This window comes from Psychromonas arctica (genome assembly GCF_038155225.1).
GTDB classification, from domain to species: Bacteria; Pseudomonadota; Gammaproteobacteria; order Enterobacterales; family Psychromonadaceae; genus Psychromonas; species Psychromonas arctica_B.
The window spans coordinates 13,726-39,538 of sequence record NZ_JBAKBA010000026.1 but is presented as its reverse complement, the minus strand read 5'-3'; the positions used below and the strand labels follow the sequence as shown (position 1 = coordinate 39,538).

Annotated in this window: 21 protein-coding genes and 1 pseudogene; 14 read left to right on the top strand and 8 right to left on the bottom strand. The window is 36.4% G+C overall.

Going from position 1 to position 25,813, the window contains the following annotated elements:
* The first annotated feature begins 375 nt into the window (after nt 1-375).
* From acs to V6255_RS11740, 3 genes are all read left to right on the top strand, one after another.
* A complete protein-coding gene (gene acs, locus V6255_RS11750; protein ID WP_341628334.1) occupies nt 376-2,325 on the top strand; it encodes an acetate--CoA ligase in 1,950 nt (649 codons plus the stop codon).
* Nucleotides 2,326-2,416: 91 nt separating this feature from the next.
* The gene (gene aroQ / locus V6255_RS11745; RefSeq protein WP_341628333.1) at nt 2,417-2,857 is read left to right on the top strand and encodes a type II 3-dehydroquinate dehydratase; all 441 of its coding nucleotides are present in this window, start codon (nt 2,417-2,419) and stop codon (nt 2,855-2,857) included.
* Between the two features lie 356 nt (nt 2,858-3,213).
* A complete protein-coding gene (locus V6255_RS11740) occupies nt 3,214-4,881 on the top strand; it encodes a hybrid sensor histidine kinase/response regulator (protein ID WP_341628332.1) in 1,668 nt (555 codons plus the stop codon).
* Between the two features lie 403 nt (nt 4,882-5,284).
* Here V6255_RS11740 and V6255_RS11735 read toward each other — a convergent pair whose 3' ends face one another.
* Nucleotides 5,285-5,923 (bottom strand): response regulator transcription factor, encoded by a 639-nt coding sequence (locus V6255_RS11735; RefSeq protein ID WP_341628331.1) that lies wholly within the window; start codon nt 5,921-5,923, stop codon nt 5,285-5,287.
* A gap of 373 nt (nt 5,924-6,296) precedes the next feature.
* On the opposite strand from V6255_RS11735, the gene prmA reads away from it, so the two are divergent.
* From prmA to V6255_RS11695, 8 genes and pseudogenes are all read left to right on the top strand, one after another.
* The gene (gene prmA, locus V6255_RS11730; protein ID WP_341628330.1) at nt 6,297-7,181 is read left to right on the top strand and encodes a 50S ribosomal protein L11 methyltransferase; all 885 of its coding nucleotides are present in this window, start codon (nt 6,297-6,299) and stop codon (nt 7,179-7,181) included.
* Between the two features lie 137 nt (nt 7,182-7,318).
* Nucleotides 7,319-8,281 (top strand): tRNA dihydrouridine synthase DusB, encoded by a 963-nt coding sequence (dusB, locus tag V6255_RS11725; protein ID WP_341628329.1) that lies wholly within the window; start codon nt 7,319-7,321, stop codon nt 8,279-8,281.
* An 18-nt stretch (nt 8,282-8,299) separates the two neighbouring features.
* Nucleotides 8,300-8,599, top strand: coding sequence for a DNA-binding transcriptional regulator Fis (gene fis, locus V6255_RS11720; protein ID WP_025563271.1), 300 nt, complete (start codon nt 8,300-8,302; stop codon nt 8,597-8,599).
* Nucleotides 8,600-8,899: 300 nt separating this feature from the next.
* Nucleotides 8,900-9,478: a YjaG family protein gene (locus V6255_RS11715; RefSeq protein ID WP_341628328.1), complete on the top strand. Its 579-nt coding sequence runs from the start codon at nt 8,900-8,902 to the stop codon at nt 9,476-9,478.
* A gap of 170 nt (nt 9,479-9,648) precedes the next feature.
* The gene (locus tag V6255_RS11710; RefSeq protein ID WP_025563269.1) at nt 9,649-9,924 is read left to right on the top strand and encodes an HU family DNA-binding protein; all 276 of its coding nucleotides are present in this window, start codon (nt 9,649-9,651) and stop codon (nt 9,922-9,924) included.
* Between the two features lie 700 nt (nt 9,925-10,624).
* Nucleotides 10,625-11,368: pseudogene (locus V6255_RS11705) on the top strand (alpha/beta hydrolase family protein); the annotation flags it as partial.
* Between the two features lie 490 nt (nt 11,369-11,858).
* Complete coding sequence (locus V6255_RS11700; RefSeq protein ID WP_425355925.1) at nt 11,859-13,436, top strand: FMN-binding glutamate synthase family protein; 1,578 nt, start codon at nt 11,859-11,861, stop codon at nt 13,434-13,436.
* Nucleotides 13,437-13,515: 79 nt separating this feature from the next.
* Nucleotides 13,516-14,436: a YeeE/YedE thiosulfate transporter family protein gene (locus V6255_RS11695; protein WP_341628326.1), complete on the top strand. Its 921-nt coding sequence runs from the start codon at nt 13,516-13,518 to the stop codon at nt 14,434-14,436.
* A gap of 286 nt (nt 14,437-14,722) precedes the next feature.
* Here V6255_RS11695 and purD read toward each other — a convergent pair whose 3' ends face one another.
* From purD to nudC, 5 genes are all read right to left on the bottom strand, one after another.
* The gene (gene purD, locus V6255_RS11690) at nt 14,723-16,009 is read right to left on the bottom strand and encodes a phosphoribosylamine--glycine ligase (RefSeq protein WP_341628325.1); all 1,287 of its coding nucleotides are present in this window, start codon (nt 16,007-16,009) and stop codon (nt 14,723-14,725) included.
* Between the two features lie 250 nt (nt 16,010-16,259).
* Nucleotides 16,260-17,852, bottom strand: a complete 1,593-nt coding sequence (gene purH / locus V6255_RS11685) for a bifunctional phosphoribosylaminoimidazolecarboxamide formyltransferase/IMP cyclohydrolase (RefSeq protein WP_341628324.1) — start codon at nt 17,850-17,852, stop codon at nt 16,260-16,262.
* A 177-nt stretch (nt 17,853-18,029) separates the two neighbouring features.
* The gene (locus V6255_RS11680) at nt 18,030-18,524 is read right to left on the bottom strand and encodes a GNAT family N-acetyltransferase (RefSeq protein ID WP_341628323.1); all 495 of its coding nucleotides are present in this window, start codon (nt 18,522-18,524) and stop codon (nt 18,030-18,032) included.
* A gap of 250 nt (nt 18,525-18,774) precedes the next feature.
* Nucleotides 18,775-19,839 (bottom strand): uroporphyrinogen decarboxylase, encoded by a 1,065-nt coding sequence (gene hemE, locus V6255_RS11675; RefSeq protein ID WP_341628322.1) that lies wholly within the window; start codon nt 19,837-19,839, stop codon nt 18,775-18,777.
* A gap of 131 nt (nt 19,840-19,970) precedes the next feature.
* Entirely contained in the window at nt 19,971-20,777 is an 807-nt protein-coding gene (nudC, locus tag V6255_RS11670) for an NAD(+) diphosphatase (protein WP_341628321.1), read from the bottom strand.
* 288 nt (nt 20,778-21,065) lie between these two features.
* Here nudC and rsd point away from each other — a divergent pair, with 288 nt between their 5' ends.
* Nucleotides 21,066-21,539 (top strand): sigma D regulator, encoded by a 474-nt coding sequence (gene rsd, locus V6255_RS11665; RefSeq protein WP_160064124.1) that lies wholly within the window; start codon nt 21,066-21,068, stop codon nt 21,537-21,539.
* A 146-nt stretch (nt 21,540-21,685) separates the two neighbouring features.
* Here rsd and V6255_RS11660 read toward each other — a convergent pair whose 3' ends face one another.
* Both V6255_RS11660 and V6255_RS11655 read right to left on the bottom strand, forming a co-directional pair.
* Nucleotides 21,686-22,027 carry a DUF3802 family protein gene (locus V6255_RS11660; RefSeq protein ID WP_341628320.1) on the bottom strand — a complete coding sequence of 114 codons (342 nt, stop codon included), beginning with the start codon at nt 22,025-22,027 and terminating at the stop codon, nt 21,686-21,688.
* 84 nt (nt 22,028-22,111) lie between these two features.
* On the bottom strand, nt 22,112-23,440 hold the full coding sequence (locus tag V6255_RS11655) for a peptidoglycan DD-metalloendopeptidase family protein (RefSeq protein ID WP_341628319.1): 1,329 nt from the start codon (nt 23,438-23,440) through the stop codon (nt 22,112-22,114).
* A gap of 249 nt (nt 23,441-23,689) precedes the next feature.
* Between V6255_RS11655 and metK the strand changes: the two genes are divergently transcribed.
* A complete protein-coding gene (gene metK, locus V6255_RS11650) occupies nt 23,690-24,838 on the top strand; it encodes a methionine adenosyltransferase (RefSeq protein ID WP_025564182.1) in 1,149 nt (382 codons plus the stop codon).
* 35 nt (nt 24,839-24,873) lie between these two features.
* Nucleotides 24,874-25,362: a SprT family zinc-dependent metalloprotease gene (locus V6255_RS11645; protein ID WP_341628318.1), complete on the top strand. Its 489-nt coding sequence runs from the start codon at nt 24,874-24,876 to the stop codon at nt 25,360-25,362.
* Nucleotides 25,363-25,813: the final 451 nt, after the last annotated feature.

Here is a 25,813-nt window from a genome sequence, read left to right as displayed (position 1 = left end):
GTCCCCCTAACACTTTAGTCTAATCATATAAACTAACGCCCTTAGGTTTCTCCGCTAAAACAACTTTAAAGCAACTAAAGGTGTCATTACAGCTTAGTTGTAAAAATTAAAAACGTAAGTAAAAAACAAAATAATATATTTAGCTATCGTTAACTTTTTATTGATATTGATCTCAAAATTACAGCTAAGCAGGTGAGTTTTAACATTTATTTAACAACAGAGGCATTCCTCACAATAACGGTTTAATCTCTCAATTAGAATAAAATGATGATTTATTAAACAGTACCAATAGCAACACTAGTAACAATATGAGTCACAACGACACAAATAATAAAAATATGAGCATTTGATTAATATGTAATAACGGAGCGAACAATGAGCGGAAATAATATTTACCCTGTTTCACCAGAACTAGCAGCAAATAGCTTGCTAACTAATGACCAATATTTATCTGAATATAAAGCATCTATCGAAGATCCAGAGGCATTTTGGGGTGAGAAAGGTAAAATTTTAGATTGGATAAAACCTTACACTAAAGTTAAAAACAGTTCTTACGCTCCTGGCAATGTCAATATTAAATGGTTTGAAGATGGGGAGTTAAATGTTTCTGTTAACTGTATCGATCGCCACTTAGCCAGCAAAGGGGATCAGGTAGCTTTATTATGGGAAGGTGACTCTCCAGACCAAGATGCAAAAATTACTTATCAAGAGCTGTATACCCAAGTATGTCAGTTTGCCAATGCTTTAAAAGAATTAGGTATTAAAAAAGGCGATGTGGTTTGTTTATACATGCCGATGACACCAGAAGCGGCTGTCGCAATGCTAGCTTGTACACGTATAGGCGCAGTACATTCAATTGTTTTTGGTGGTTTCTCTCCTGATGCCATTGCAGGCCGTATCATCGATAGTAGCTCAAAATTAGTGATCACAGCCGATGAAGGTCGACGCGGTGGCCGTACTGTGCCATTGAAAGCCAATGTTGACGAAGCGTTAACACGTGACGGTACTGATTGCGTTGAGCATGTCATTGTCTTTAAAAATACAGGTGGTGACGTTAATTGGATTGAAGGTCGAGATTTAGATTGGACAGCAGTAACACAATCACAACCAACAGATTGTGAACCAGAAGCAATGAATGCTGAAGATCCACTGTTCATTCTTTACACCTCAGGCTCTACTGGTACACCAAAAGGTGTATTACATACGACGGGTGGGTATTTAGTGTATGCCGCAATGACCTTCAAATATGTATTTGATTACCAAGAAGGTGATATTTACTGGTGTACTGCCGATGTAGGTTGGATAACAGGACATAGTTATTTAGTTTACGGACCATTGGCTAATGGCGCGACCACGTTATTATTTGAAGGCGTACCAAATTACCCAACACCAGCACGTATGAGTGAGGTGGTTGATAAACATCAAGTGACTTTGTTATATACCGCGCCAACAGCAATTCGAGCATTAATGGCTAAAGGTGACGAAGCAATACAGGGTACAAGTCGTAAATCATTACGTATCCTAGGTTCAGTAGGTGAACCAATTAACCCAGAAGCATGGCAGTGGTACTACGATAAAATTGGTAACAAACAATGCCCAATTGTTGATACATGGTGGCAAACAGAAACTGGCGGTATATTAATTACTCCGCTACCTGGCGCAACTGATCTCAAACCAGGTTCAGCAACACGTCCATTTTTTGGTGTGCAGCCTGCATTGGTTGATAATGAAGGTGTCATTCTAGAAGGTGCGATTGAAGGCAACTTAGTCATGTTGGATAGCTGGCCGGGTCAAATGCGTACGCTTTATGGCAATCATGATCGTTTTGAACAAACTTATTTCTCTACTTTCCAAAATATGTACTTTACAGGTGATGGTGCACGTCGCGATGAAGATGGATATTACTGGATCACTGGGCGTGTAGATGACGTATTAAATGTGTCAGGGCACCGTATGGGAACAGCTGAAATAGAAAGTGCGCTAGTTTCACATCCTAAAATTGCTGAGGCTGCAGTCGTGGGGGTACCACACGCGATTAAAGGACAAGGTATTTATGCTTATGTCACATTAAATTCCGGTGAATACTCTTCTCCTGAACTATATGCAGAAGTAAAGCAATGGGTCCGTAAGGAAATTGGAGCCATTGCTACCCCTGATATTTTACATTGGGCAGAAGGTCTACCTAAAACACGCTCAGGTAAAATTATGCGTCGTATATTGCGTAAAATTGCAACGGGTGAAAGTGATCAGCTTGGTGATACATCGACACTCGCTGATCCAAGCGTTGTAGATAAACTGATCAAAGAGAATCAAGAAATTAACTAAGTGTGATTTTTCTGGTTATACTAAACGCCTCGATAACGGTTCTGTTATCGAGGCGTTTTTTTATGTGGCCTAAGTTAGACAGGAGCAAAAAGTGAAAGTATTAGTATTAAATGGACCTAACCTTAATTTGCTGGGTAAACGTGAGCCAGAAGTTTACGGTAGCCAGACCTTAACAGATATTATTGAATCCCTTCACTTAGAAGCCGCTGACTTAAATATTCAATTATCACACCTTCAATCTAATCGTGAATATGAACTCATTGAAAAAATTCATGAGAGTGCTGGAGAAATTGATTTTATTATCATCAATCCTGCTGCTTTTACTCATACAAGCGTAGCGCTTCGTGATGCCTTATTAGGTGTTGCAGTTCCTTTTGTTGAAGTGCATTTATCTAATATTCATAAACGCGAAAAATTTAGACATCACTCATATCTGTCTGATATTGCTTGTGCGGTTATTTGTGGAATGGGTGCTAAGGGGTATTCATTTGCTTTGCAAAGCGCTGCACAATTTACTGCATCAAAAGATTAAAATGCTTACAAAACAATCAAACAATGCATTAAAATAGTATATGATTCAAAAACTACCCGATCGGGTAGTTACTTTTTTACTAGGCTTGAGGCATTGTATAAGAGTCTTAAGGAATTGAGGCATAGTAGTACACCCACTTTGATGCCATTTAAATGGATTTTTTATTCAAATTTGTAATAAAAAGACATATTACAGGCGAGCCTAACTTTGTTAGGCTTTTTTTTACCTATCATTTATCAAGCAACTCGATAATTACCTTCAGAAATACCTAATATTGAGACCTTAAAGCTTGGAAATCATAATAAATATAGGTATATAAATGAATTAATTAACTAATAGTGAAAATAGAGATCGTAATGCAGGAAGCAATACCAACACAAAGCCAACTTAGATGGCAATCATTGCGCCCTTTTAATGTCATTATACTATGCTCTTTTGTTTTCTTTTTCCTTATTGGAATAGGCCAAAGCTATACAAGATTTGGAGCATCACCGACATTTATAACACCATTATTTATTCCAGCAATTATTCTATTGTTATGCGTCCTAAATTTAGTTGGACTGATAGCGAAAAAAGACAATATAGTGCAAACATTAATGCCTATTAATTGCTTATCAATCACCTTTTTTGTTTCAATAAATAGTCACTTTCAAGAACATCTATACGTCAGCAGCTTCTTATACTTAGTCTTATTACTACCTCTTTTTTACTCTTATTTATTTGCCTACAGTACGACACATCTAGTCATCAATAATATATTTTTAGCAATTTGCTATATATTTGCTTCAATCATTGGCAATACAGACGCTTTAGCTTTTTTATTCAATAGCACATTTTTAATGACCATGTGCTACCTCACTATTTTTACACAATCACGTCATAGTAAAAAAAACAAACAACCAGTAGAAATAAAGCCCGAGCAACCCAGCATAATTAATCAGCAAACGGGTGATTATTTAAAACGTATTATTCACGATATCAGACAGCCTTTGAGTAGCTTATCCTTATACGGTCATTTATTAGAAAATAAACTGACTGGCACGCCTCAGTTACAATTAGCAAAAAATATTAAGCTGGCTTCAGAAGAGTTAGATAGGTGGTTGTCTAGCTTGTTGGATTTAGCACGTATGGACAGCGATACCACTGTTCCCCAAATAAGTGAATTTACGTTAGCATCAACATTGTTGCCTTCGATCAAAAAATACCAATTTCAAGCATTTGAACTCGGTATCCAGATTATTACTCGCTTACCAAATTTAACCATTAAAACCGATAAACGGCTGTTTATAGAGATAATAGAAACCTTACTAAATAATGCGATTATTCACGGTAGCCAGAAAAAAGGGACACAAATATTATTAAGTGTTCGTCATTATCAAGGCAAAGCATTAATTCAAGTTTGGAACCAAGGAGCCAAAATTGAAACTTCTCTTTTAGATAATTTATTTGATGAAATATCGTTAGCAGACAACCCTTTGCACAATAAAAGTAAAGGCATTGGTTTAGGCTTACCCATTGCACAACGTAAAGCGATATTATGCGATACAAAAATTGAAGTCATCAGCAATCAACGCGGGAGCCGTTTTAGCTTTGCAGTGAACATTGCCGAAAATACCAAAAAACATATAAATTTAAATAAGCTTTCCAACCATTCTATTGACTACAAAATCCTGCTGATCGATGATGATCAAGGGATCCTGCATGCCTTAAGTATGCTACTTGAAAATTGGGGATATACAGTAGAATGTGCCGATACCGCTGAAGAGGGGTTAGAAAAATACTATTTAAATAATTATGATTTAATAATATCTGATTATCGTCTACCAAACCAAAAGACTGGACTCGATGTTATTAAAAAAATTAAAGAGCAAGATGATATACCAGCAGTATTACTAACAGGTGAAGCTGACCCTGGTAAATTAAAAGAAGTACAAACAACAGGTAAAGAAATAAACTATAAAATTCTTAATAAACCAGTGAAGCCTGCTTCATTGAGGTTTTTACTAAAGCAATTATTAAAGTAGTTATTATACCAATCACACGAATTAGCTGAATTATTTGTTAAAGTAATCGGTATCATTAATACAGTAATTATTAATAATGGCTATTGAAGTAATACCGATTACATTAAATATATTATCTAAATTTTGCGCTGGAAAAACAGTTCAATTAAAGGCGTAAATTAAACCTGTCGAAGATTAAATTCGTTAATCGTCTATCGGAAAATTAACCAAAAGATATTAATTATTTAATGGCTGTTCCCTTTACGAAACTTACAACAAAGAAGTGGACTATTTTAACTAGTAAAATAGATAAGCTATTTATTGTGATTGGTATAAATACTTATTAAATATACTTTATTAAAACATATAGCCTTAATAAATGTTTACTGAATAACTTAACAACCAGTGTAAAAAAGAGTGTTAATTAAACTTTAAGTAAACCAATTGATAATGCTTTTTCAACGGCTTTTAATCGGCTCGAAGAGCCTGATACTTCTAATGCTGTATATAAACCTTTCTGATGAAATTTAACAGTATCTTTCGAAATACATAATTCATCAGCAATTTCTCGGTTCTTTTTCCCAGCATAGATTAATTGTAGAATTTGTATTTGCCTTTCTGACAAATGAAAAGTTTTTTTATTCTGTTCTTCCAACGAAGCAATGCTTTCAATTTCTAATAGGACATTTTCAGGTACAAAAATGTCACCTGTAAAAACTGTTTGTAAAGCATTTAGCATATCTGTAGGCGCATAAGATTTTGGAATAAAACCCATTGCACCTTTTTGTAAAGCATAATGGACATCCAAATAATCTTCGCAGGCAGACAAAATCACTACTGGAGAAGCAATATCAGCCTCAGTTAATGCTTCAATCATTGATAACCCATTCATTTCAGGCATATATAAATCCATCAAAATGAGATCTGGCTGAATATTTTTTATTTCTGCCAATGCTTTAATTGGGTTATCAAACGTTGTCACCACGTTATTTTCATTTTCTAAGGTTAATTTTAGGCCATATAAGAATAACTGGTGATCATCAATAATCACTATTTTGTTCATCGAAATACCCTTTTCGTAACAAGCCGTCATTTTTAATGATAATACTAATCTTATTCAAGACTTACTCATCATACTGGGTTAAAACAAACTATTTATTAAAATTTTATAAAATAAAACAATCCCTTAAGTAAATTAAGGTAATTGATATATAAAAATAGCTTCTAATATAAAAATTATTACCAACGCTATTTTACGGTATACGAATACAAAAAAGAGTTTCTTTGGAGTAGAATTGTCTATAGTGCAGCAATTATAAGTAAGGTATTTGAACTTACACACACTAACTAGAATACTTACCCAACGGCTATATTAATTTATTAATTCCCTGTATTCTTGCCCTCTATCTACCTACCCCAATAAAAAAGAGAAAATCATGCCTTGGATCCAGCTTAAATTAAATGCAAATAACGTAAATGCAGAAGAAATTGGCGAATTACTAATGGATAATGGAGCTCTATCGGCAACCTTCACTGATTCGCAAGACACGCCTATTTTTGAACCTATGCCAGGAGAAACTCGTTTATGGGGCGATACCGACGTAACAGGGCTTTACGAAGCAGAAACTGACATGTTACCTGTTATTGCAGTATTAAAGAGCAGTGAATTACTAGCAGATGATTTTGCTTTTAAAATAGAACAATTAGAAGATAAAGATTGGGTTCGTGAATGGATGGATAACTTCCACCCAATGAAATTTGGCGAACGTTTATGGATTTGCCCAAGTTGGAAACCTGTTCCAGATGAAAGTGCAGTAAATGTGATGTTAGATCCTGGCCTTGCTTTTGGTACAGGTACTCACCCAACAACCGCGCTTTGTTTAGCTTGGTTAGATGCACAAGATCTACAAGATAAAGTGGTTATCGATTTTGGTTGTGGTTCAGGCATATTAGCCATTGCCGCACTTAAATTAGGTGCAAAACGTGTTATCGGCATTGATATTGACCCACAAGCGATTACTGCCAGTCGTGATAATGCACAACGCAATAATGTATCAGACCAGCTTGAACTGTACTTACCTGAAGATGCCCCAAAAGATATTGTTGCCGATGTCGTGGTTGCTAATATTTTAGCGGGCCCATTACGTGAATTATCAACAAGTATTGAATGCCTCGTTAAAACCAATGGTAAATTAGCGCTATCAGGTATTTTAGAACAACAAGCAGATGAATTACTGACAGTTTATGGCCAATGGTTTGATATGGATACTGCAAAAATCAAAGATGAATGGGCTCGTTTATCGGGAATTAAGCACGCTTAAAGTGATTATAAATAACTGAGAACAAAGTGTTGCTCAGTTTGCAAGCGAAATAATTTCGAAATGGTTAATTATTAACCTTTATTCTGATTGAAAAAATGCGTAGACTACGCCGCCTTAACTTAGAGAACGCTTAGAATATGCGCATTGGAAAGTATCAATTAGACAATAATCTTATTTTAGCGCCGATGGCAGGTGTTACCGATCGCCCATTCAGAGAACTTTGCCGTAAGCAAGGTGCTGGATTGGCAGTTTCAGAGATGCTGTCATCGAATCCTCGTGTTTGGAATAGCACGAAATCTAAGTTACGAATGGACTACCATGATGAATCAGGTATTCGTTCTGTACAAATTGCTGGCGCAGAACCGCTAGCAATGGCCAACGCTGCACGATTGACCGTACAGCTAGGTGCTCAGATCGTTGATATTAATATGGGTTGTCCCGCCAAAAAGGTGAATAAGAAAAAAGCAGGTTCGGCATTACTTCCGCACCCTGAATTAGTGAAAGCTATTTTAGAAAGTGTAGTTGATGCGGTTGATGTGCCTGTCACTTTGAAAATTCGTACTGGCTGGGATCCGGAAAATAGAAATGGATTAGAGATTGCACAGATCGCTGAACAATCTGGTATCCAAGCACTATCAGTGCATGGTCGTACACGTCAGTGCCTGTTTAAAGGTGAAGCCGAGTACGACACAATAAAAACAATTAAAGAAAGTATATCAATCCCTGTGATTGCAAATGGTGATATTACTTCAGTTGAAAAAGCCAAGTATGTGCTGGATCATACAGGAGCGGATGCCATCATGATTGGACGAGGCGCACAAGGTGCACCTTGGATATTCAATGAAATTAACCATTACTTAAACACCGGGCAATATGCTCAGCGTTTAGCACAAATGGAAATTACAGAAATACTATTAAATCATGTACAAGCTTTACATGGTTTTTATGGTGATGTAATGGGCCCTCGAATCGCTAGGAAGCACGTCGGGTGGTATTTACAGGAGCAAGACAGGTTAGGTAATTTTAAGCGAAAATTTAATGCCATAGAAAGCTCTAGCGAGCAACTAAATGCATTAGAAACTTATTTAAATCAATTGTAATTAAAAGAGTTAATACCCATGTTTGAACAAAATATTTCTCAAGAAGCACTGACAACAACTACTAGTATTCCAGCTACAGGGCAAATAACTCAACGTCCACTACGTGACTCAGTACGTCAAGCTGTATCTGGTTATGTGGCAAAATTGAACGGTCAAGATACCACTGAATTATATGAATTAGTATTGGCGGAAGTTGAAGCACCAATGCTAGATATTATTATGCAGTACACTCGTGGTAATCAAACACGTGCAGCAACCATGTTAGGTATTAACCGTGGTACATTACGCAAAAAATTAAAAAAATACGGCATGGGCTAAGTCCTACCCTATTTAGATCCTAAAAAAGTGACTCAATGAGTCGCTTTTTTTATACCTTCATTTTATATAAACAACCAAGTCATTCTGCGAATATCACCTTTGTTATCAATAGACAGGGTTAAGCGCTCCAACTTTCATTACACTCAGTATATTGCCTCAAGATTAAAACGTCTTAAGCTCTAAAATTCAATTTAACTGCCATTATCTTTTGATAAATAAAAGAAATAATTAAATATCTAAAGACAGTTATTAAATTAGCCTATAATCTTAGCTTCTTTTAAAGGTGCAAATAGGACGACTATGCTATCTCTTCCCATCAATGATCAACTTACAAACTTACAGGCTTGGCAACAAAGCGTATTTTGTATGGCATTAGCTGAGCAAAATATCACTCACTTTAAAATGTTCAGTCAAGCAATAGAAAGTGAACATGATGTTATAGCGGAAAATATCTTGCAGCTTTTTTGGGAAAAGCTGACGGTAAAAGGCGCAAAAATTAACTTTACTATCCAAGAAGAAAATTTTGATGCGATTATCCCAGAGACTAGCGATCATGAATTTTATGGTGTTTACCCTGCTGTAGATTATTGTGTTATTACCAATTGTATTTTTAATTCCTTCACCAGTAAGTCTAAAGAAGAAGCATTAAATGCAAGTCAAACTAGCTTTGCAACGATTGCTAGTTTTATAGAATTACAGATAGATGAAGAAATTGATGAAACAACATTAGTTGAAGAACCGTTATTTATTGAGCAGTTAGAAGTACAAAAAACAATCTTAAAAATGCTAGATAATGAGCGTACCCCTGACCTCATCAAGTCAATTCGTACTTACATACGATCACTTGAAAGTACTAATATTGGCATCTCAACATCATAGAATCAGCCTTTAAATGTTATAATTTTGTGATTTTTGGCACAATAAAGTAAATAAATTGCTACTTTCTTCATTTTTAAGCGGATTATGCTTTACTTGCTAGGAATGAATGCAATACATTAATTAAGTGTTTAAATTCTTATGCATTTTTTTATACTAACGGAAGTCAAATAATGAACAAAACTCAACTTGTAGCAGACATCGCAGAAAAAGCTGACCTAACTAAAGTACAAGCTAAAGCAGCTCTAGAGCAAATTTTAGCTAGCGTGACTGACAGTCTAAAAGATGGCGAACCAGTTCAACTAATCGGCTTTGGCACATTCAAAGTAAATCATCGTGCAGCACGTACAGGTCGCAATCCACAAACAGGTGCAGACATTCAAATTAAAGCAGCTAACGTGCCTGCTTTTGTTGCTGGTAAAGCTCTTAAAGAATCTGTAAACAAATAATACTATTTGTTTCATGTAATCTTATAACTTTTAAAAAGTTATTTTAAGCCCTCTTCTGAGGGTTTTTTATGTACTCTCTTTTAGTTTCCATCATTAACGTTAATTATTGATATTAACTCATCTTTTAACGCCCCTTTTCTAACATACCTTCAGTCAATTTTCTATAAAAACGACGCACATATAATATTCATTGCTTCGATAATGTGATCTAATAGAAATTAAGCAATTAACTTTTGAATGGTTATCAGCTTATTATCTAACGTAATACCAATTATATTAAATAAATGTTCTAAATTTGAGATGGAAAATAGCTTAGTTTAAGGCGTAAGTTGAGACCTTTCGAAGATTAACTTCGTTAATCATCTGTTGGAGAATTAACTAAAAGAAGATAATGCTTTAATGCTTGCTCCCTTTACGTAACTTACAACAAGGCAACAAGTTATTTTAACCAGTAAAATAGAACAGTTAATAATACCAATGGAATTAAATAAGTAATCAAAGATTGCGCAGGAAAAATTAACACTAATAAGGCGTGAGTTGTAGGAGATAGTTGTTCTCACTTCAAAACTCACAACGCAGTTAGGGGGGATTTTAACCAGCAAGAATGATCACCTTATTAATTCTTTTGGTATAAGCATGATTGGTATGATATGTAGAAATTAAACGTTTCAATTTACCCACGATCCAACAAGGAAAAATCATGCGCCAAAAAGTAAAATTCACTAATGGTACTCATATGCTCAGTGGTTTATTAGAAACACCTGAGTCTGACATTGTATGTTACGCACTATTTGCACACTGTTTCACATGCGGTAAAGACGTTGCAGCTGCAACTCGCATTAGCAGAGCATTAACCGCGAAGGGCATTGCGGTGTTGCGTTTTGACTTTACAGGCTTAGGTAACAGCGATGGTGACTTTGCAAATACTAACTTTTCTTCAAATATTCAAGACTTAAACGCTGCTGCAGATTTTCTTCGTCAAGAATATAACGCACCAAAATTACTTATCGGGCATAGCTTAGGGGGGGCAGCAGTATTAGCTGTGGCAGCTAAAGTTCCTGAATCTAAGGCAGTGGTGACTATTGGTTCTCCATCTGATGCAGCTCACGTTGCACACAACTTTTCAGCTCATATTGATGATATTAATGAAAAGGGTGAAGCTGAAGTTAGCTTAGCAGGTCGGAAATTTACAATACAAAAACAATTCTTAGAAGATATTAATCGCTACGATACGAGTCATATTAGAACATTAAAAAAAGCATTATTAGTTATGCACTCACCTATTGATAGTATTGTTAATATTTCCGAAGCTGAAAAAATCTATCAAGCAGCGGTTCACCCTAAGAGCTTTGTCAGTTTAGATAAGTCAGATCACCTATTAACTGACAAAAAAGATTCTGAATATGCTGCAGAAGTTATTGCGGCATGGGTAAGCAGATATATAAGTTAACAATTAATTATATTCAGAGTCATTAATACGGAAAGCTGAACTATTTTAACTTTCCGTTATTCATTAACTTAATCCAAGAATCAATAAATTTATTCACTCCTCAAAAATAAATAACCTTACCTTCCGCCTCAAAGCTAAACAACTTAGATAATAATCATACCAACCACACTAATTAAGTTATCTATTTTACTTGTTAAAATAACTTATTTCTTCGTTGTAAATTTCGTAAAGGGAACAACCATTTAGCTAAATTTTCGCCTTGAACTAAGTCATTTTTCCTGTGCAAAATTGAGATCACTTAATTAGTGTAATCAGTATCACTATTCAACGACATTAATCTACAAATTCTTTTTATTTATTCATTTTTGATGTAGCGGATGAAATTTACCCTCGATTTTTTAGGTCTCTTAATTAACAAATATTTTTAAAATACTTACTATACTCAATGTATTCATACAAAAAATAAGGACATTAATTTATGACAATGCGCCAAGCTTTCGTCAGTATTACTTTCATATCGCTCATTTTAATTGCAGCGTTATCCATGATCTCTCATCTTTGGATGTGGAGTTTAGTTGTATTAATCCCTTTAATGATGATGGGTTTTTATGACATGTTTCAAAGCAAACAATCTATTCGTCGCTTATACCCTATATTCGGCAGATTTAGATACCTATTAGAATCTGTTAGACCAGAGATACAGCAATACTTTGTAGAATCAGATACAAGCGGTACGCCTATTCCAAGAGAGTTTAGATCGTTAATTTATCAACGTGCAAAAGGAGACCGAGATACACGCCCTTTTGGCACCATTTTCGATACAAACCGTGCAGGATATGAGTGGGTAAACCATTCAATGCAACCTAAACACCCAACAGACTTAGACCCTAAAGTTAAATTTGGTGGTCCTGACTGTCTTAAGCCGTATATGGCATCACCCTTAAACATTTCAGCAATGAGTTACGGCGCATTAAGTAAAAACGCAATTATGGCTCTGAATAAAGGCGCTAAGATTGGTGGTTTTTCCCATAATACTGGTGAAGGAAGTATGAGTCCGTATCATTTAGAACATGGCGGCGATATCGTATGGCAGATTGGTACTGGTTATTTTGGATGTCGAGATGATATGGGGAACTTTAACCCTGAAACATTTAAAAAGAATGCATCTAATGACGTTGTTAAAATGATAGAAATAAAAATGTCACAAGGTGCAAAACCAGGTCATGGTGGTATTTTACCTGCGGCAAAATTAACAGAAGAAATAGCAGCTATTCGTCACGTGCCAATGGGACAAGATGTGGTTTCACCTCCTGCTCATAGTGCATTTTCAACACCGATAGAATTATTACATTTTGTCAAACAATTACGTGATTTATCAGGTGGTAAACCTGTTGGCTTCAAACTTTGTATAGGCCGACATGATGAATTCTTAGCGATTTGTAAAGCCATGATAGAAACCAATATCTACCCAGACTTTATTACTGTTGATGGCGGAGAAGGAGGAACAGGTGCAGCACCCACTGAAATGACTAACTCTGTAGGAACGCCTATTCGTGATGCGTTAATTTTTGTAAACAATACTCTAATCGGTTTTGGATTAAGAGATCATATACGCATCATTGCTTCTGGGAAAATGTTTACCGCATTTCATATATTAAGAGCAATCGCTTTAGGCGCAGATACAGTTAATTCAGCACGAGGCATGATGTTATCTTTAGGTTGTATTCAAGCTCGAACTTGTAATACGGACAACTGCCCAACGGGCATTGCAACACAAAACCCTTCTCGTAATAAAGCGATTGTTGTTACAAACAAAGCACAGCGTGTGGCTAACTTCCATCGAGAAACAGTTGCCAACTTAGTTGAGCTAGTAGCAGCAACAGGACTTAATGGTATTCATGAACTAAAACCTAAACATATCAATCGTAGAATACAGGGAACGGATGTTCAAAATTACGCTCAGCTTTATCCAACCATAGCAGAGAACGCGTTGTTAGATGAGACCACGATACCTGAAAACTGGCGTTATGATATGCAAGAAGCTAACGCGGCATCTTGGTAGTTATTAACATTAGTTCTAGTTTACATATAAAGAGAGCTTAACAGCTCTCTCTTTTTTAACTCCTATTAATAGGTTCATTATGCTATTGAGTCTCGTTTTGTTAGCAGTGATTGCATTAGGTTACCTAGCCCAAACAACAGGCTTGTGTATGTTTAAAGGGGTTAATGAATGGAGAGATGGCAATAAAGAATATTTAATGTCTATTCTGTTAAGTGGTGTATTGGTATGGGTATCCACTTTATTCGCTTATTTAGTCGATATCCCTTTACACTTTACAATGTATAAGATGAATATTTGGTTTCTCTTTGGTGGTTTTTTATTTGGATTAGGCGCAGCACTCAATCAAGGTTGTGGCATATCGACATTAGGAAAACTGACTAGGGGCGACATTAAAATGTTAGCAACCATACTGGGTTGGCTAGCGGGCTGGACAATATTAGCCTATTGGTCCCCAGACCGAGGTTTTGTGCAGATACCTATTCATAAACTATCCCATTATTTATTATTAGGCTCTATCTCTTTACTGCTCATTGTTTGGATTTCTTTCAGTAATAAAAGAAGAAAAAAACTATGGTTTAGTATGATGGGAATAGGCTTGTTGTCTGGGTTTATTTATCTTTATCAACCGAGATGGTCACCCAATGCAATATTAAATCAATTAAGCAGCGCTTTAACAGAAAATAAATTATACAACTGGCCTATATTTGAACAATACCTATTTTTTATCGCTTTATTAACAGGCATGTTATTTGCTGCATGGCGTACTAATAAATTTTTGTTCGTACCAGCAAAATTTCAACAATGGATGGTACATTTTTGTGCGGGAACATTAATGGGGATAGGCGCTTCATTAGCCTTAGGTGGAAACAGTGTACAATTACTGTTAGCGATGCCGATATTATCGCCAGGCGGTTTTGTTGCTGTAGCTGGTATTTTAGTAGGGATATGGAGTGGTATACACATTCAAAAACACCTTATACCGATCACATTAAATAAGTGATCTAAATTTTGCGTAGGAAAAATGACTTAGTTTAAGGCGTAAATTGAGCTAAATGGTTGTTCCCTTTACGAAATTTACAACGAAGAAATAAGTTATTTTAACAAGTAAAATAGATCAGGTAATTAGTGTAACTGGTATTAAATAAAACACAATTAAGGTCTACTGCTATCGCATCATTCAACACATTAAAGAATACCGTTCTATACCAACTTTCATAAAAATAAAAAAAGCACCCGAAGGTGCTTTTTAATGACTAATAAAACTTGCTTATCTTGGTAAAAATAACTTATTTATTATTTTCACGTGCAATCGCACGGTAAGCGATATCATTGCGATGGAACATACCATCCCAACTAATCTGTTTAGTTAGCTCATACGCTTTCTGTTGCGCTTCTGTCACTGTATTACCTAATGCAGTTGCACAAAGTACACGTCCGCCACTTGTTACCACTTGACCGTCTTTTTCAGCAGTACCAGCATGGAACACTTTAAGTCCTTCAGTTGCTTCAGGAATACCTGAAATAACATGGCCTTTAGTGTAATCAGCAGGGTAACCGCCAGCCGCTAATACAACACCAATCGCAGCGCGTGAATCAAACTCGGCAACCATATCTTCCAGTTCACCGTTTACACCCGCTAGGCATAAAGTAACAATGTCAGATTTCATACGTAACATGATTGGTTGTGTTTCAGGGTCACCAAAACGACAGTTGTATTCAATCACTTTAGGTGTGCCATCAGCCATGATCATTAGACCCGCGTATAAGAAACCAGTGTAAGTATTGCCTTCAGCAGCCATACCTTCAACCGTAGGGCGAATAACAAGCTCCATAATACGATCATGCATTTCAGGCGTTACTACTGGTGCTGGGGAATATGCGCCCATACCGCCAGTATTTGGACCTGTATCGCCATCGCCAACACGTTTGTGATCTTGGCTTGTTGCCATTGGTACGATATTTTTACCGTCAACCATCACGATAAATGATGCTTCTTCGCCATCTAAGAACTCTTCAACGACCACGCGATGCCCAGCTTCACCAAATGCATTACCAGCAAGCATATCTTGAATAGCATCTTCAGCTTCTTTTAAGGTCATCGCAACGATCACGCCTTTACCTGCGGCAAGACCATCTGCTTTAATTACAATTGGCGCACCTTTTTCACGAACGTAAGCCAACGCAGGCTCAATTTCAGTGAAGTTTTGGTACCAAGCCGTTGGAATGTCATGACGTGCTAAAAAGTCTTTAGTGAAAGCTTTAGAGCCTTCTAACTGTGCTGCACCTTTGGTTGGCCCGAAACAAGCTAACTTAGCTTCACGGAACGCATCAACCACACCCATAACTAATGGTGCTTCTGGCCCTACAATCGTTAATTCAACATTGTTTTCTTTTGCAAAAGCAACCAATGCATCGATATCTTCAACACCGATATTCACGTTAGTTACTTTGTTTTCTAATGCACTACCGGCATTGCCCGGTGCAACAAATACGTTTTTAACTTCACTATTTTGTGCCGCTTTCCATGCCAACGCATGTTCACGACCGCCATTACCAATAATTAGTACATTCATTTTATTTCCTTACGCATCTTTGCTCGTGTTTTTCAGCTTCTGCTGAGAGCTAAACAACTATAAATAGCTTAACTGAGTATTAGTTTTATCGTATATGTAAATAAGGTGGCAAAAAGGCCACCAAATAAAATAGATTCATCTTTCTTTTGCTAAGGGATTTGGCTTGTCATCAGGCGAAAGCGCGGAGCTTGCTACTGCAAGTGAGCACTTTCAACGTAGAGGACGTGCCAAAGCACAAAGCAAAATAAGATTAATGGCGGAAGTGGCGCATCCCTGTAAATACCATTGCCATGTTGTGCTCATCTGCTGCTGCGATAACTTCATCATCACGCATTGAACCACCAGGCTGGATAACACAACTAATGCCGGCTTCTGCTGCTGCATCAATACCGTCACGGAATGGGAAGAACGCATCAGATGCCATAACAGAACCTTCAACGACTAGGTTTTCGTCTGCTGCTTTAATGCCTGCAATTTTAGCACTGTAAACACGGCTCATTTGACCTGCGCCTACACCCACTGTTGCACTGTTTTTAACGTAAACAATCGCATTTGATTTAACAAATTTAGCCACTTTCCAGCTAAATAATAAATCTGTCATTTCTGACTCTGTTGGTTGGCGTTTAGACACAACTTTAAGGTCTGCTATATCAACCATACCTTGGTCACGATCTTGTACTAATAAACCACCGTTAACGCGTTTGATATCAAACTCAGTTGTTTGGTCAGCCCATTTGCCACACACTAATAAACGTAGGTTCTTTTTAGCAGCTATAATAGCAACGGCTTCATCACTTACTGATGGAGCGATAATTACTTCAACAAATTGACGTGATGTAATTGCTTCAGCTGTTGCAGCGTCTAATTCGCGGTTGAATGCGATAATGCCACCAAATGCAGACGTTGGGTCTGTTTTGTAAGCACCTTCGTATGCATCAAGAATGTTTCCAGCAACGGCAACACCACACGGATTTGCATGTTTAACAATCACACAAGCTGGCTCTGAAAATTCTTTAACACATTCTAATGCAGAATCAGTATCAGCAATGTTGTTGTAAGATAATGCTTTACCTTGTAACTGCGTTGCAGTCGATACAGAGGCTTCTTGAACATTATTTTCAACATAGAAAGCTGCTGCTTGATGAGAGTTTTCACCGTAACGCATGTCTTGTTTCTTTTGGAATTGCGCATTGAAAGTGCGTGGGAATTTTGATTCCTCATCACCTTCTTTGTTTTCACCGTAACTTGGTACCATCGTACCGAAGTAGTTAGCAATCATCCCGTCGTATTGAGCTGTATGCTCATAAGCAGCAATCGCTAAATCAAAACGCGTTTTATAAACTAAGCTACCGTCGTTTTCTGTCATTTCAGACAAAATACGTGAGTAGTCAGATGCATTTACAACAATGGCTACGTCTTTATGATTTTTTGCCGCAGCACGAACCATTGTAGGACCGCCGATATCGATATTTTCAATCGCATCTTCTAATGTACAATCTGGGTTAGCTACTGTTGCAGCAAATGGATATAAGTTAACAACAACCATATCAATCGCTTGGATATCGTTTGCAGACATAATTGCTTCATCGATACCACGACGAGCAAGAATACCGCCATGAATTTTAGGATGTAATGTTTTTACACGTCCATCCATCATTTCAGGGAATCCAGTGTAATCAGATACTTCTGTTACTTTGATATTATTTTCAGCCAATAATTTACAAGTACCGCCTGTTGATAAAAGCTCAACGCCTTTATCCGCTAATTCACGTGCAAATTCTACAATACCAGTTTTATCAGAAACACTGATCAGTGCGCGTTTAATTGTTCGGTTATTTTCCATTATCTTCCACATTCCTCGGTTAATGTTTTCATGGGTGAAAAACTCAAATGACTGGAGTTTTTTTATAAAGTTAAACTTGGGCGGCATTCTACCCGAATTGAAAGGACTTTTATTCGTTTTGTTGGATAAAAATACAAAAATAGTGCTATTTATTCAAAATAATTAATAACTGCGTGTTTAATAAGTTTTATGTAAATAACTGTCAATGCCTCGGCAAGTAATCGCTTTAATTTTTTCAAAGTTCAAATCAGACATTAATTGAGTGCTAAATTGATTGTTTTTCGCCACGACAGCTTGTAAATAAGGCAATTGGTATAAAACAATTAATTGTTTTATAAACGGTTGTAATACAGGGAGTAGATCTTGATGATCATGAAAATCAGGTAAGAGACGTAAAATAAATGAAGGCTCTACTGCTTCATCAATAAAACAATCCTGTAAGCCAGTACAACCAATGACGGTACTATTGTCTAGATCTTCAATGGCATACATTTTATGTTTTTTATTACTGATGAACATATTGAAGCAGTCATCGGCCTGTTGTTTTGATAACACACCAGTGATGCTGTATTTCATACAAGCCCGGTGCTGTAAAATATCGATAAAGTCACTTTTATCTGATTCAACAAAAGGTCTAATACTAAGTTGATGATGCTTTACAAAAATCGTCATCTTACCTCCATTTATAGTGCTGACATTGTCACTTACAAGTGGTGAATAGGTATTAGTATATCGTTCATTTTATGTACAGAACTATTAAATATTTAAAACAGTGAAGTTACAACAAGATATAAAAAGTAACGTTAGCGTCAGACACAAAAACATGCCGAAGCATGTTTTTTCAATTTATACATTCAGAAAAATAAGTCGGAACTTACTTTGTCTTTATGTTGTAGCTTGTATTAACAAACTCGCACTAATCTTAACGATGGTAAGGCGCACTTAACTCATGTACTGCATCAACAAACACTTTCGCATTTTCAGGTGGCACATCCAAATGAATACCATGGCCTAAATTAAACACATGGCCATTACCTGTTCCAAAACCTTCTAAGATAGTCGCCACTTCTTGGCGAATACGTTCTGGTGATGCATATAGCATTGATGGGTCCATGTTACCTTGCAGTGCAACACGCGAACCAACACGCGCTTTCGCTTCTTTGATATCAATTGTCCAATCTAGACCAATTGCATCACAACCAGTATCAGCAATTTGTTCGATCCATTGACCGCCATTCTTTGTGAATAAAGTTACCGGAATTTTTTGACCATCATAATGACGGGTTAAACCATCCACTATTTTATGCATATATTGCAATGAGAAGTCTTTATAATCGCGTGGCGATAAAATACCACCCCACGTATCAAAGACCATTACAGATTGAGCACCTGCAGCAATTTGAGCATTTAAATAAGCAATCACAGAATCGGCTAATTTATCTAATAAAAGATGCAATGTTTGTGGCTCAGCAAATGCCATTTTTTTAATCTTAGTAAAGAATTTTGAACCACTTCCTTCAACCATGTAAGTCGCTAACGTCCACGGGCTACCAGAGAAACCAATTAATGGTACTTCGCCTTTTAAATCACGACGAATGGTACGAACTGCATTCATTACATACTGAAGTTCGCCTTCGGGATCTGGCATGATCAGGTTATCAACATCTTTTTTACAGCTAATAGGACGCTCAAATCGAGGACCTTCACCTTCAGAGAAATATAAACCTAATCCCATTGCATCGGGAATTGTTAAAATATCAGAAAATAGAATCGCTGCATCTAAATCAAAACGACGCAAAGGCTGTAAAGTTACTTCACAAGCTAAATCAGCATTACGACATAAAGACATGAAATCACCTGCTTGAGCACGTGTTGCTTTATATTCTGGTAAATAACGACCTGCTTGACGCATCATCCACACGGGCGTTTTATCTACTTCTTTGTTTAGCAAAGCGCGAATATAACGATCATTTTTTAATTCTGTCATTTGTAACCTTATCCTGTTTTAGCTATTGATAGCCTATCGAGTAATCATTTCTATCTATTGATAGAATATACCTTATCTCTTCGCATAAATAAATTTGGTATTACCTATCGCTTCGATACCTAAAATTAAATTTAACGGCATCGCTTTATTGTTTTTTCAATTAATTTTCGCGCGATTGTCCCATGTTTTGGTACCAGAGGTAAATCATCGATATCGTACCAATTGGCTTCAATTAACTCATCGGGTTGAATTTTTATTTCACCTGATGCGTAATCAGCGGTAAATCCCATCATTAACGAATGAGGAAATGGCCAAGGTTGACTGGTAACATATTGAATATTTTTAACCTTAAGGCCGACCTCTTCAAAAACTTCGCGCTCTACACAAGCTTCTAAGGTTTCACCTGCTTCAGTAAACCCGGCTAAGGTTGTGTAAACAGGGTAATTGTTTTTTTGATGACGGTTATGCAAAGCCAAAAGGATCTTTTTTTGCTTACGAATCGCCACAATAATACAAGGAGACACTCGCGGATAAGCACGATGTTGACAGTGATAACATTTCATCGCAACTTCCCAATCAATCTCTTGCATTGGATTGCCACATTGACCGCAAAAACGATGGGTTTTATAAAATAAAGCAACTTGAAATGCACGCCCTGCCATCTCAAATAACAAATCCTGAACTTTTCCTAATAATGAACGTAAGCTAACATATTCGCCTAACCCCATATCTAAATGGTTATCGACTTCTACTAAATAACACGAGTAACTATTATAGGTTCCTAATAAACGCTTATTATCTGTAACGTGATCAGGAAAAGGTAATTCTTCAATACACCCAAAAGGGATCAGCTCTCCTTTATCTAAGGCAACTAATTTTCCTTCTGATAAAACAAACCACCATGCGCTGTCGTGTAACGCGGTTTTTAACTCTGACATTCTGAATACTCATTTTCGGGAGTGATAAATAATATAGTGCAATATCAAGCAGGTATTGAACAAGTGTTATTTTTATCTTATCAAGGTAACAACACATTAAACTTACAAATTAAAAGTCATAACAACGATTAATGTAAAATATGTGTATTTCACGCTATTACATTGGGCATAAGCTCACAGTAATGATGTGGTTACCTATATAAACTAAATTTATATTGACGGATGCCGCTATTTGACTTAATTTTTACCTAGTTAATTTTATAGCTAGTTCATTTAAAAGAGGTTTTTATGCTTAAAAAAATAAAGCAAGCAAAAGAAGAATGGGGTGGCACACTTGCTGTTTTAGATAACTGGCTAGATGAGCGCCAAAAATTGGTTATTTTATACTGTAAACTAGCAGGGCTACCGCCGTATCAAAAAGAAAAACAAGGCTTACCAAATCAAGCCTTAATCACTGAATTCTGCCAAGGTTTATTAGATTATGCTTCAACGGGACACTTTGAAGTTTATGAACAAATCATTGAAAAATCTAAATTAAGTGGCGAAGAGAATTTAAAAATAGCACAAGAGCTATACTCTAGAATCACCACAACGACTGATACTGCTTTAAATTTTAATGATACTTATGCAGAAAATGCATCTGATAAAACGCTATTAAATTTTGATAGAGATTTATCTGAACTGGGTCAAATAATGGAAAGTCGATTCGAACGAGAAGATCAATTATTAGAAGTCGTTCACCTGAACCATACTCTTGCATAGTAAGCCGAATAGTTTTGTTTTCATGATGAAGCTGATATTTAAAAAGTAATGAATTGAAACTAAAAAACAATCTATGAAGATTGTTTTTTAGTATTTGAATTCAAGTAATAAGCTAAAGGCTTATACTACAAAAATAAATGTTCTTCTTACAAGTGTGGTACTTGAGAATCTAAGCTATTTTTAACTAATAAAAAATATTCTTTAATAAAAAGCGCTTGTTCCTCTGAAGCACGATTTTCCCAGCATTTACCTAGTATTTGTTCCATATCATCAACAATTCTATCGCCTTCAGCAACGACTATTAAGCGCGTTTCATTACTCAACTGAGGTTGTTGCTGACAAAATGTCATCAATAAATTCGCTACTTCATCTAATACGATATCAGCAATAACTTGCCCATTCCCAGAGCTTGCAGCCCCTTCGAAGATATTTAAATTATCAGCAAAATAACCTATACATGATTCGTATGCTTCACTTTTTAATAACATAACTACTAAACTCTACCTGTTATAAACTATTAATAAACAATGCTTAAATTTTAATATTCATTATTAAGCATTGTCATATTCTCGTTAAAATTCACCCATTTCACGTAAAGAAAGATCTCTACGAGCATTAAATGCTTTTAATTCTTTTTTAGGCATTTCTTGTGACAACGGTAAATCAACTGTCATCGCATTAACCGGTTTATTATAGACATGGAACTCATAGTGTAAATGCGCACCTGTCGAGCGTCCTGTATTACCAGACTTAGCAATTAATTGGTCTATCGCAACACGCTGCCCTTTATGGACTAATATCTTACTTAAATGTAGGAAACGAGTCGTATATTTACGGCCATGTTTAATCACAATATAGTTACCTGCTGCAGGGTGATAACCAGCACGAAGCACAACCCCATCACCAGTAGCATATACATTTGTACCTACAGGCACAGCAAAGTCAGTTCCATTATGTGGACTAACACGTTTTGTTATAGGGTGTAGTCGCTTAGGATTAAAACGAGAACTAATACGAGGTTTACCATTCACTGGGTAACGACGGTAAGCTTTACTTAAACCTCTGCCCTTTTTATCATAATAACGACCATCTTCATTTAAAAATGCGGTGTAATTGCGTGAGCGAGTTTTAATAATAATAGCTAATACTTCACTATCAAAACTATAAGCGCCCTCAATATATTGCTTTGCAACTAACACGTGAAACGTATCACCAACACGTAACTGACGATTGAAATCAAACTGTTCTGATAGTGCACTTGAAATTTGTTGAATTTGACTAGCCGATAAACCACTCTTTTTAGCACTGACGTAAAAGCTACCAGTCACACTGCCTTGGTAGTAACTATTACGCCATTCGCCTTCCTTTATTTCTAGATTGGAAGTGTAGACACCATCCTTCAAAACAAAACTTAAGGTATTAGCACGGTCAATAATGATTTTTAATGCCAGTAATTGATTGTCGGGACTAACCAATAATTGCACAACTTGACCGGGTATTAAATTAGCAAGACGCAAATATTCAGTATCCGCTTCTAATAACTCTTGTAAAACGGCTGCTGAAATACTTTCATTAGAAAAGATCTCACTTAACGTATCGCCAGAAGAAATGGTTATTTCAACTTCACGATTACCAGAGAAATCAGGAAATAATTTATCGCTATTATCTCGAATTGCATTCTGAGGTTCTGCGATAGCATACCCACCTTTCAATGAATCGCTGATTGGTAAGGTTAGCTCCCTCTTAATGTTTTTATTACTATGATCGCTAGGCGGTATCAAGCTCACAAACAATAAGAAAAAGAACAGCGCAATAATGGCCCAAAAATGTAGGCGAGGAAGATTATTAATAAAAAAAAGTGCTTTTCTAAACATGTTTTTACATTGAAACAATAAAGGCATAAAGGATCTCGATTAGACAGGGAAAACATAACCGCAAAATTAAAATGAGTGCGAGTATAACCCATAGACAATGTATCTTTAAGAAAATAAAACAGTAATTTTAAGCAACTTCGACCATCAATGTGTGTAATCAGTTCTATCTTATTTAAAAAGAATAGGGTGTTATCCATCACAAAAAAATGTAAGATGGACGTCTAGATGTAAAAACATCTAAAATAATTTAATCAAATAGCCCGAATAGGAGTTCACATGTCACGTGACTTATTTACTTCAGAATCTGTTTCTGAAGGTCATCCAGATAAAATTGCCGATCAAATTTCTGATGCCGTACTTGATGCCATTTTAAAACAAGATACTAAAGCACGTGTTGCTTGTGAAACCTACGTAAAAACCGGAATGGTTATGGTTGGTGGTGAAATCACTACTGATGCATGGGTTGATATTGAACAAATCACACGTGATACCGTACGTGAAATTGGTTACACAAGCTCAGAAATGGGTTTTGATGCAGATTCTTGTGCTGTACTAAATGTTGTTGGTAAACAGTCTCCTGATATTAATCAAGGTGTTGACCGTTCAGACCCACGTGAACAAGGTGCAGGTGACCAAGGTTTAATGTTTGGTTACGCAACCAATGAAACAGAAGTATTCATGCCCGCTCCTATTACTTACGCTCACCGTCTTGTTAAGAAACAAGCTGAAGTACGTAAAAGTGGTCAACTAGATTGGTTACGTCCAGATGCAAAAAGCCAAGTTACTTTTGCTTATGATGAAGGAAAAATTGTTGGTATTGATGCAGTGGTACTGTCAACGCAACATCGTGAAGATATTAAACAATCAGACTTAGTTGAAGCGGTAATGGAAGAAATCATTAAACCGGTTTTACCAGCGGAATGGTTAACTGAACGCACTAAATTCCATATCAATCCAACAGGTCGTTTTGTGATCGGTGGTCCAGTAGGTGACTGTGGTTTAACAGGCCGTAAAATTATCGTAGATACTTACGGTGGTACAGCACGTCACGGTGGCGGAGCATTCTCAGGTAAAGATCCTTCAAAAGTTGACCGTAGTGCCGCTTATGCAGCTCGTTACGTAGCAAAAAACATTGTTGCTGCTGGTTTAGCAGATCGTTGTGAGATTCAAGTTTCTTATGCAATTGGTGTTGCAGAGCCTACATCAATCAGTGTTGAAACATTTGGTACTGAAAAAGTAGCAAAAAGCTTAATCGTTAGCTTAGTAAGCGAACATTTTGACTTACGCCCTTACGGCTTAATTGAGATGTTAGACCTAATTAAACCTATCTATAAAGAAACGGCTGCGTACGGTCACTTTGGTCGTGAGCACTTCCCTTGGGAAGCGCTAGACAAAGTTGAAGCGTTAAAAGCAGCAGCATTTTAATTAACCGTTTTATAAAAACGATTTAATTTTCAATTATGCTTACGTTTGAAGATAAAAAAGCACTCGCAGTGAAAGGTGAAGATTGTTTCATTTTAGCAGAGTGCTTTTTTGATCGTGCTTTTCCTCGCCCTAGTTATTTATTTAACCAACGAGGTCGTAGTGCTGGCTCCGCTCATCTACAAAAAAACCTGATCAAATTTAACCCTATCTTGTACCTGCAAAATAAAACTGTTTTTATAGAACACGTAGTAGCACACGAGATTGCTCACCTGATCACGTATCAGTTATTTGGAAGAGTTCGCCCTCACGGTAAAGAGTGGCAAAATATTATGACCCAAGTATTTAAATTACCTGCAAATACCACACATCAATTAGATATTAGCGATGTACAAGGGCAATTATTTCCCTATCGTTGCTTATGCACAGAACACCAATTGACCATACGTCGACACAATAAGATAAAAAAAGGTACAAGTTACCTGTGCAGGAAATGCAAATCCCCTCTTACCCCTGCTAACGAATAAAATGTATTAAAACCTTAACTAACCGCTTAAAAGATGAACTTAAAAAGGTAAAAGTAAAACGAGGTAAAGTAGTGGGATAGAAGTTAGCATTATTCAACGTAAGCGATAACGAAAATAATACCGATTACATTAAATAAGTGATCTAAATTTTGCGCAGGAAAAATGAGTTAGTTCAAGGCGAAAATTGAGCTAAATGGTTGTTCCCTTTACGAAATTTACAACGAAGAAATAAGTTATTTTAACAAGTGAAATAGATAACTTAATTAGTGTGATTGGTATAAATATAGAAAGAAAGTATAGAAGTTATAAGAAGATAGAAGGTATAGAAAATAGTTAGCGGTGTTAATCATGAATTTGATATGGGATTAATATTGCAACTACTCCAACCCCCCGCCTTTATAGCTGCAATATTAATTTTACCATTTTACTTTTTTACTATTACACCAACAGA

Coding starts and splice junctions, on each gene's coding strand:
- purD (WP_341628325.1), bottom strand. CDS start 16,009: ATGAATGTACTAATTATTGGTAATGGCGGTCGTGAACATGCGTTGGCA.
- V6255_RS11655 (WP_341628319.1), bottom strand. CDS start 23,440: ATGCCTTTATTGTTTCAATGTAAAAACATGTTTAGAAAAGCACTTTTT.
- V6255_RS11735 (WP_341628331.1), bottom strand. CDS start 5,923: ATGAACAAAATAGTGATTATTGATGATCACCAGTTATTCTTATATGGC.
- V6255_RS11645 (WP_341628318.1), top strand. CDS start 24,874: ATGCTTACGTTTGAAGATAAAAAAGCACTCGCAGTGAAAGGTGAAGAT.
- V6255_RS11695 (WP_341628326.1), top strand. CDS start 13,516: ATGCTATTGAGTCTCGTTTTGTTAGCAGTGATTGCATTAGGTTACCTA.
- hemE (WP_341628322.1), bottom strand. CDS start 19,839: ATGACAGAATTAAAAAATGATCGTTATATTCGCGCTTTGCTAAACAAA.
- acs (WP_341628334.1), top strand. CDS start 376: ATGAGCGGAAATAATATTTACCCTGTTTCACCAGAACTAGCAGCAAAT.
- V6255_RS11715 (WP_341628328.1), top strand. CDS start 8,900: ATGCTATCTCTTCCCATCAATGATCAACTTACAAACTTACAGGCTTGG.
- V6255_RS11700 (WP_425355925.1), top strand. CDS start 11,859: ATGCGCCAAGCTTTCGTCAGTATTACTTTCATATCGCTCATTTTAATT.
- V6255_RS11740 (WP_341628332.1), top strand. CDS start 3,214: ATGCAGGAAGCAATACCAACACAAAGCCAACTTAGATGGCAATCATTG.
- rsd (WP_160064124.1), top strand. CDS start 21,066: ATGCTTAAAAAAATAAAGCAAGCAAAAGAAGAATGGGGTGGCACACTT.
- prmA (WP_341628330.1), top strand. CDS start 6,297: ATGCCTTGGATCCAGCTTAAATTAAATGCAAATAACGTAAATGCAGAA.
- nudC (WP_341628321.1), bottom strand. CDS start 20,777: ATGTCAGAGTTAAAAACCGCGTTACACGACAGCGCATGGTGGTTTGTT.
- purH (WP_341628324.1), bottom strand. CDS start 17,852: ATGGAAAATAACCGAACAATTAAACGCGCACTGATCAGTGTTTCTGAT.
- dusB (WP_341628329.1), top strand. CDS start 7,319: ATGCGCATTGGAAAGTATCAATTAGACAATAATCTTATTTTAGCGCCG.
- fis (WP_025563271.1), top strand. CDS start 8,300: ATGTTTGAACAAAATATTTCTCAAGAAGCACTGACAACAACTACTAGT.
- V6255_RS11660 (WP_341628320.1), bottom strand. CDS start 22,027: ATGTTATTAAAAAGTGAAGCATACGAATCATGTATAGGTTATTTTGCT.
- V6255_RS11680 (WP_341628323.1), bottom strand. CDS start 18,524: ATGACGATTTTTGTAAAGCATCATCAACTTAGTATTAGACCTTTTGTT.
- metK (WP_025564182.1), top strand. CDS start 23,690: ATGTCACGTGACTTATTTACTTCAGAATCTGTTTCTGAAGGTCATCCA.
- V6255_RS11710 (WP_025563269.1), top strand. CDS start 9,649: ATGAACAAAACTCAACTTGTAGCAGACATCGCAGAAAAAGCTGACCTA.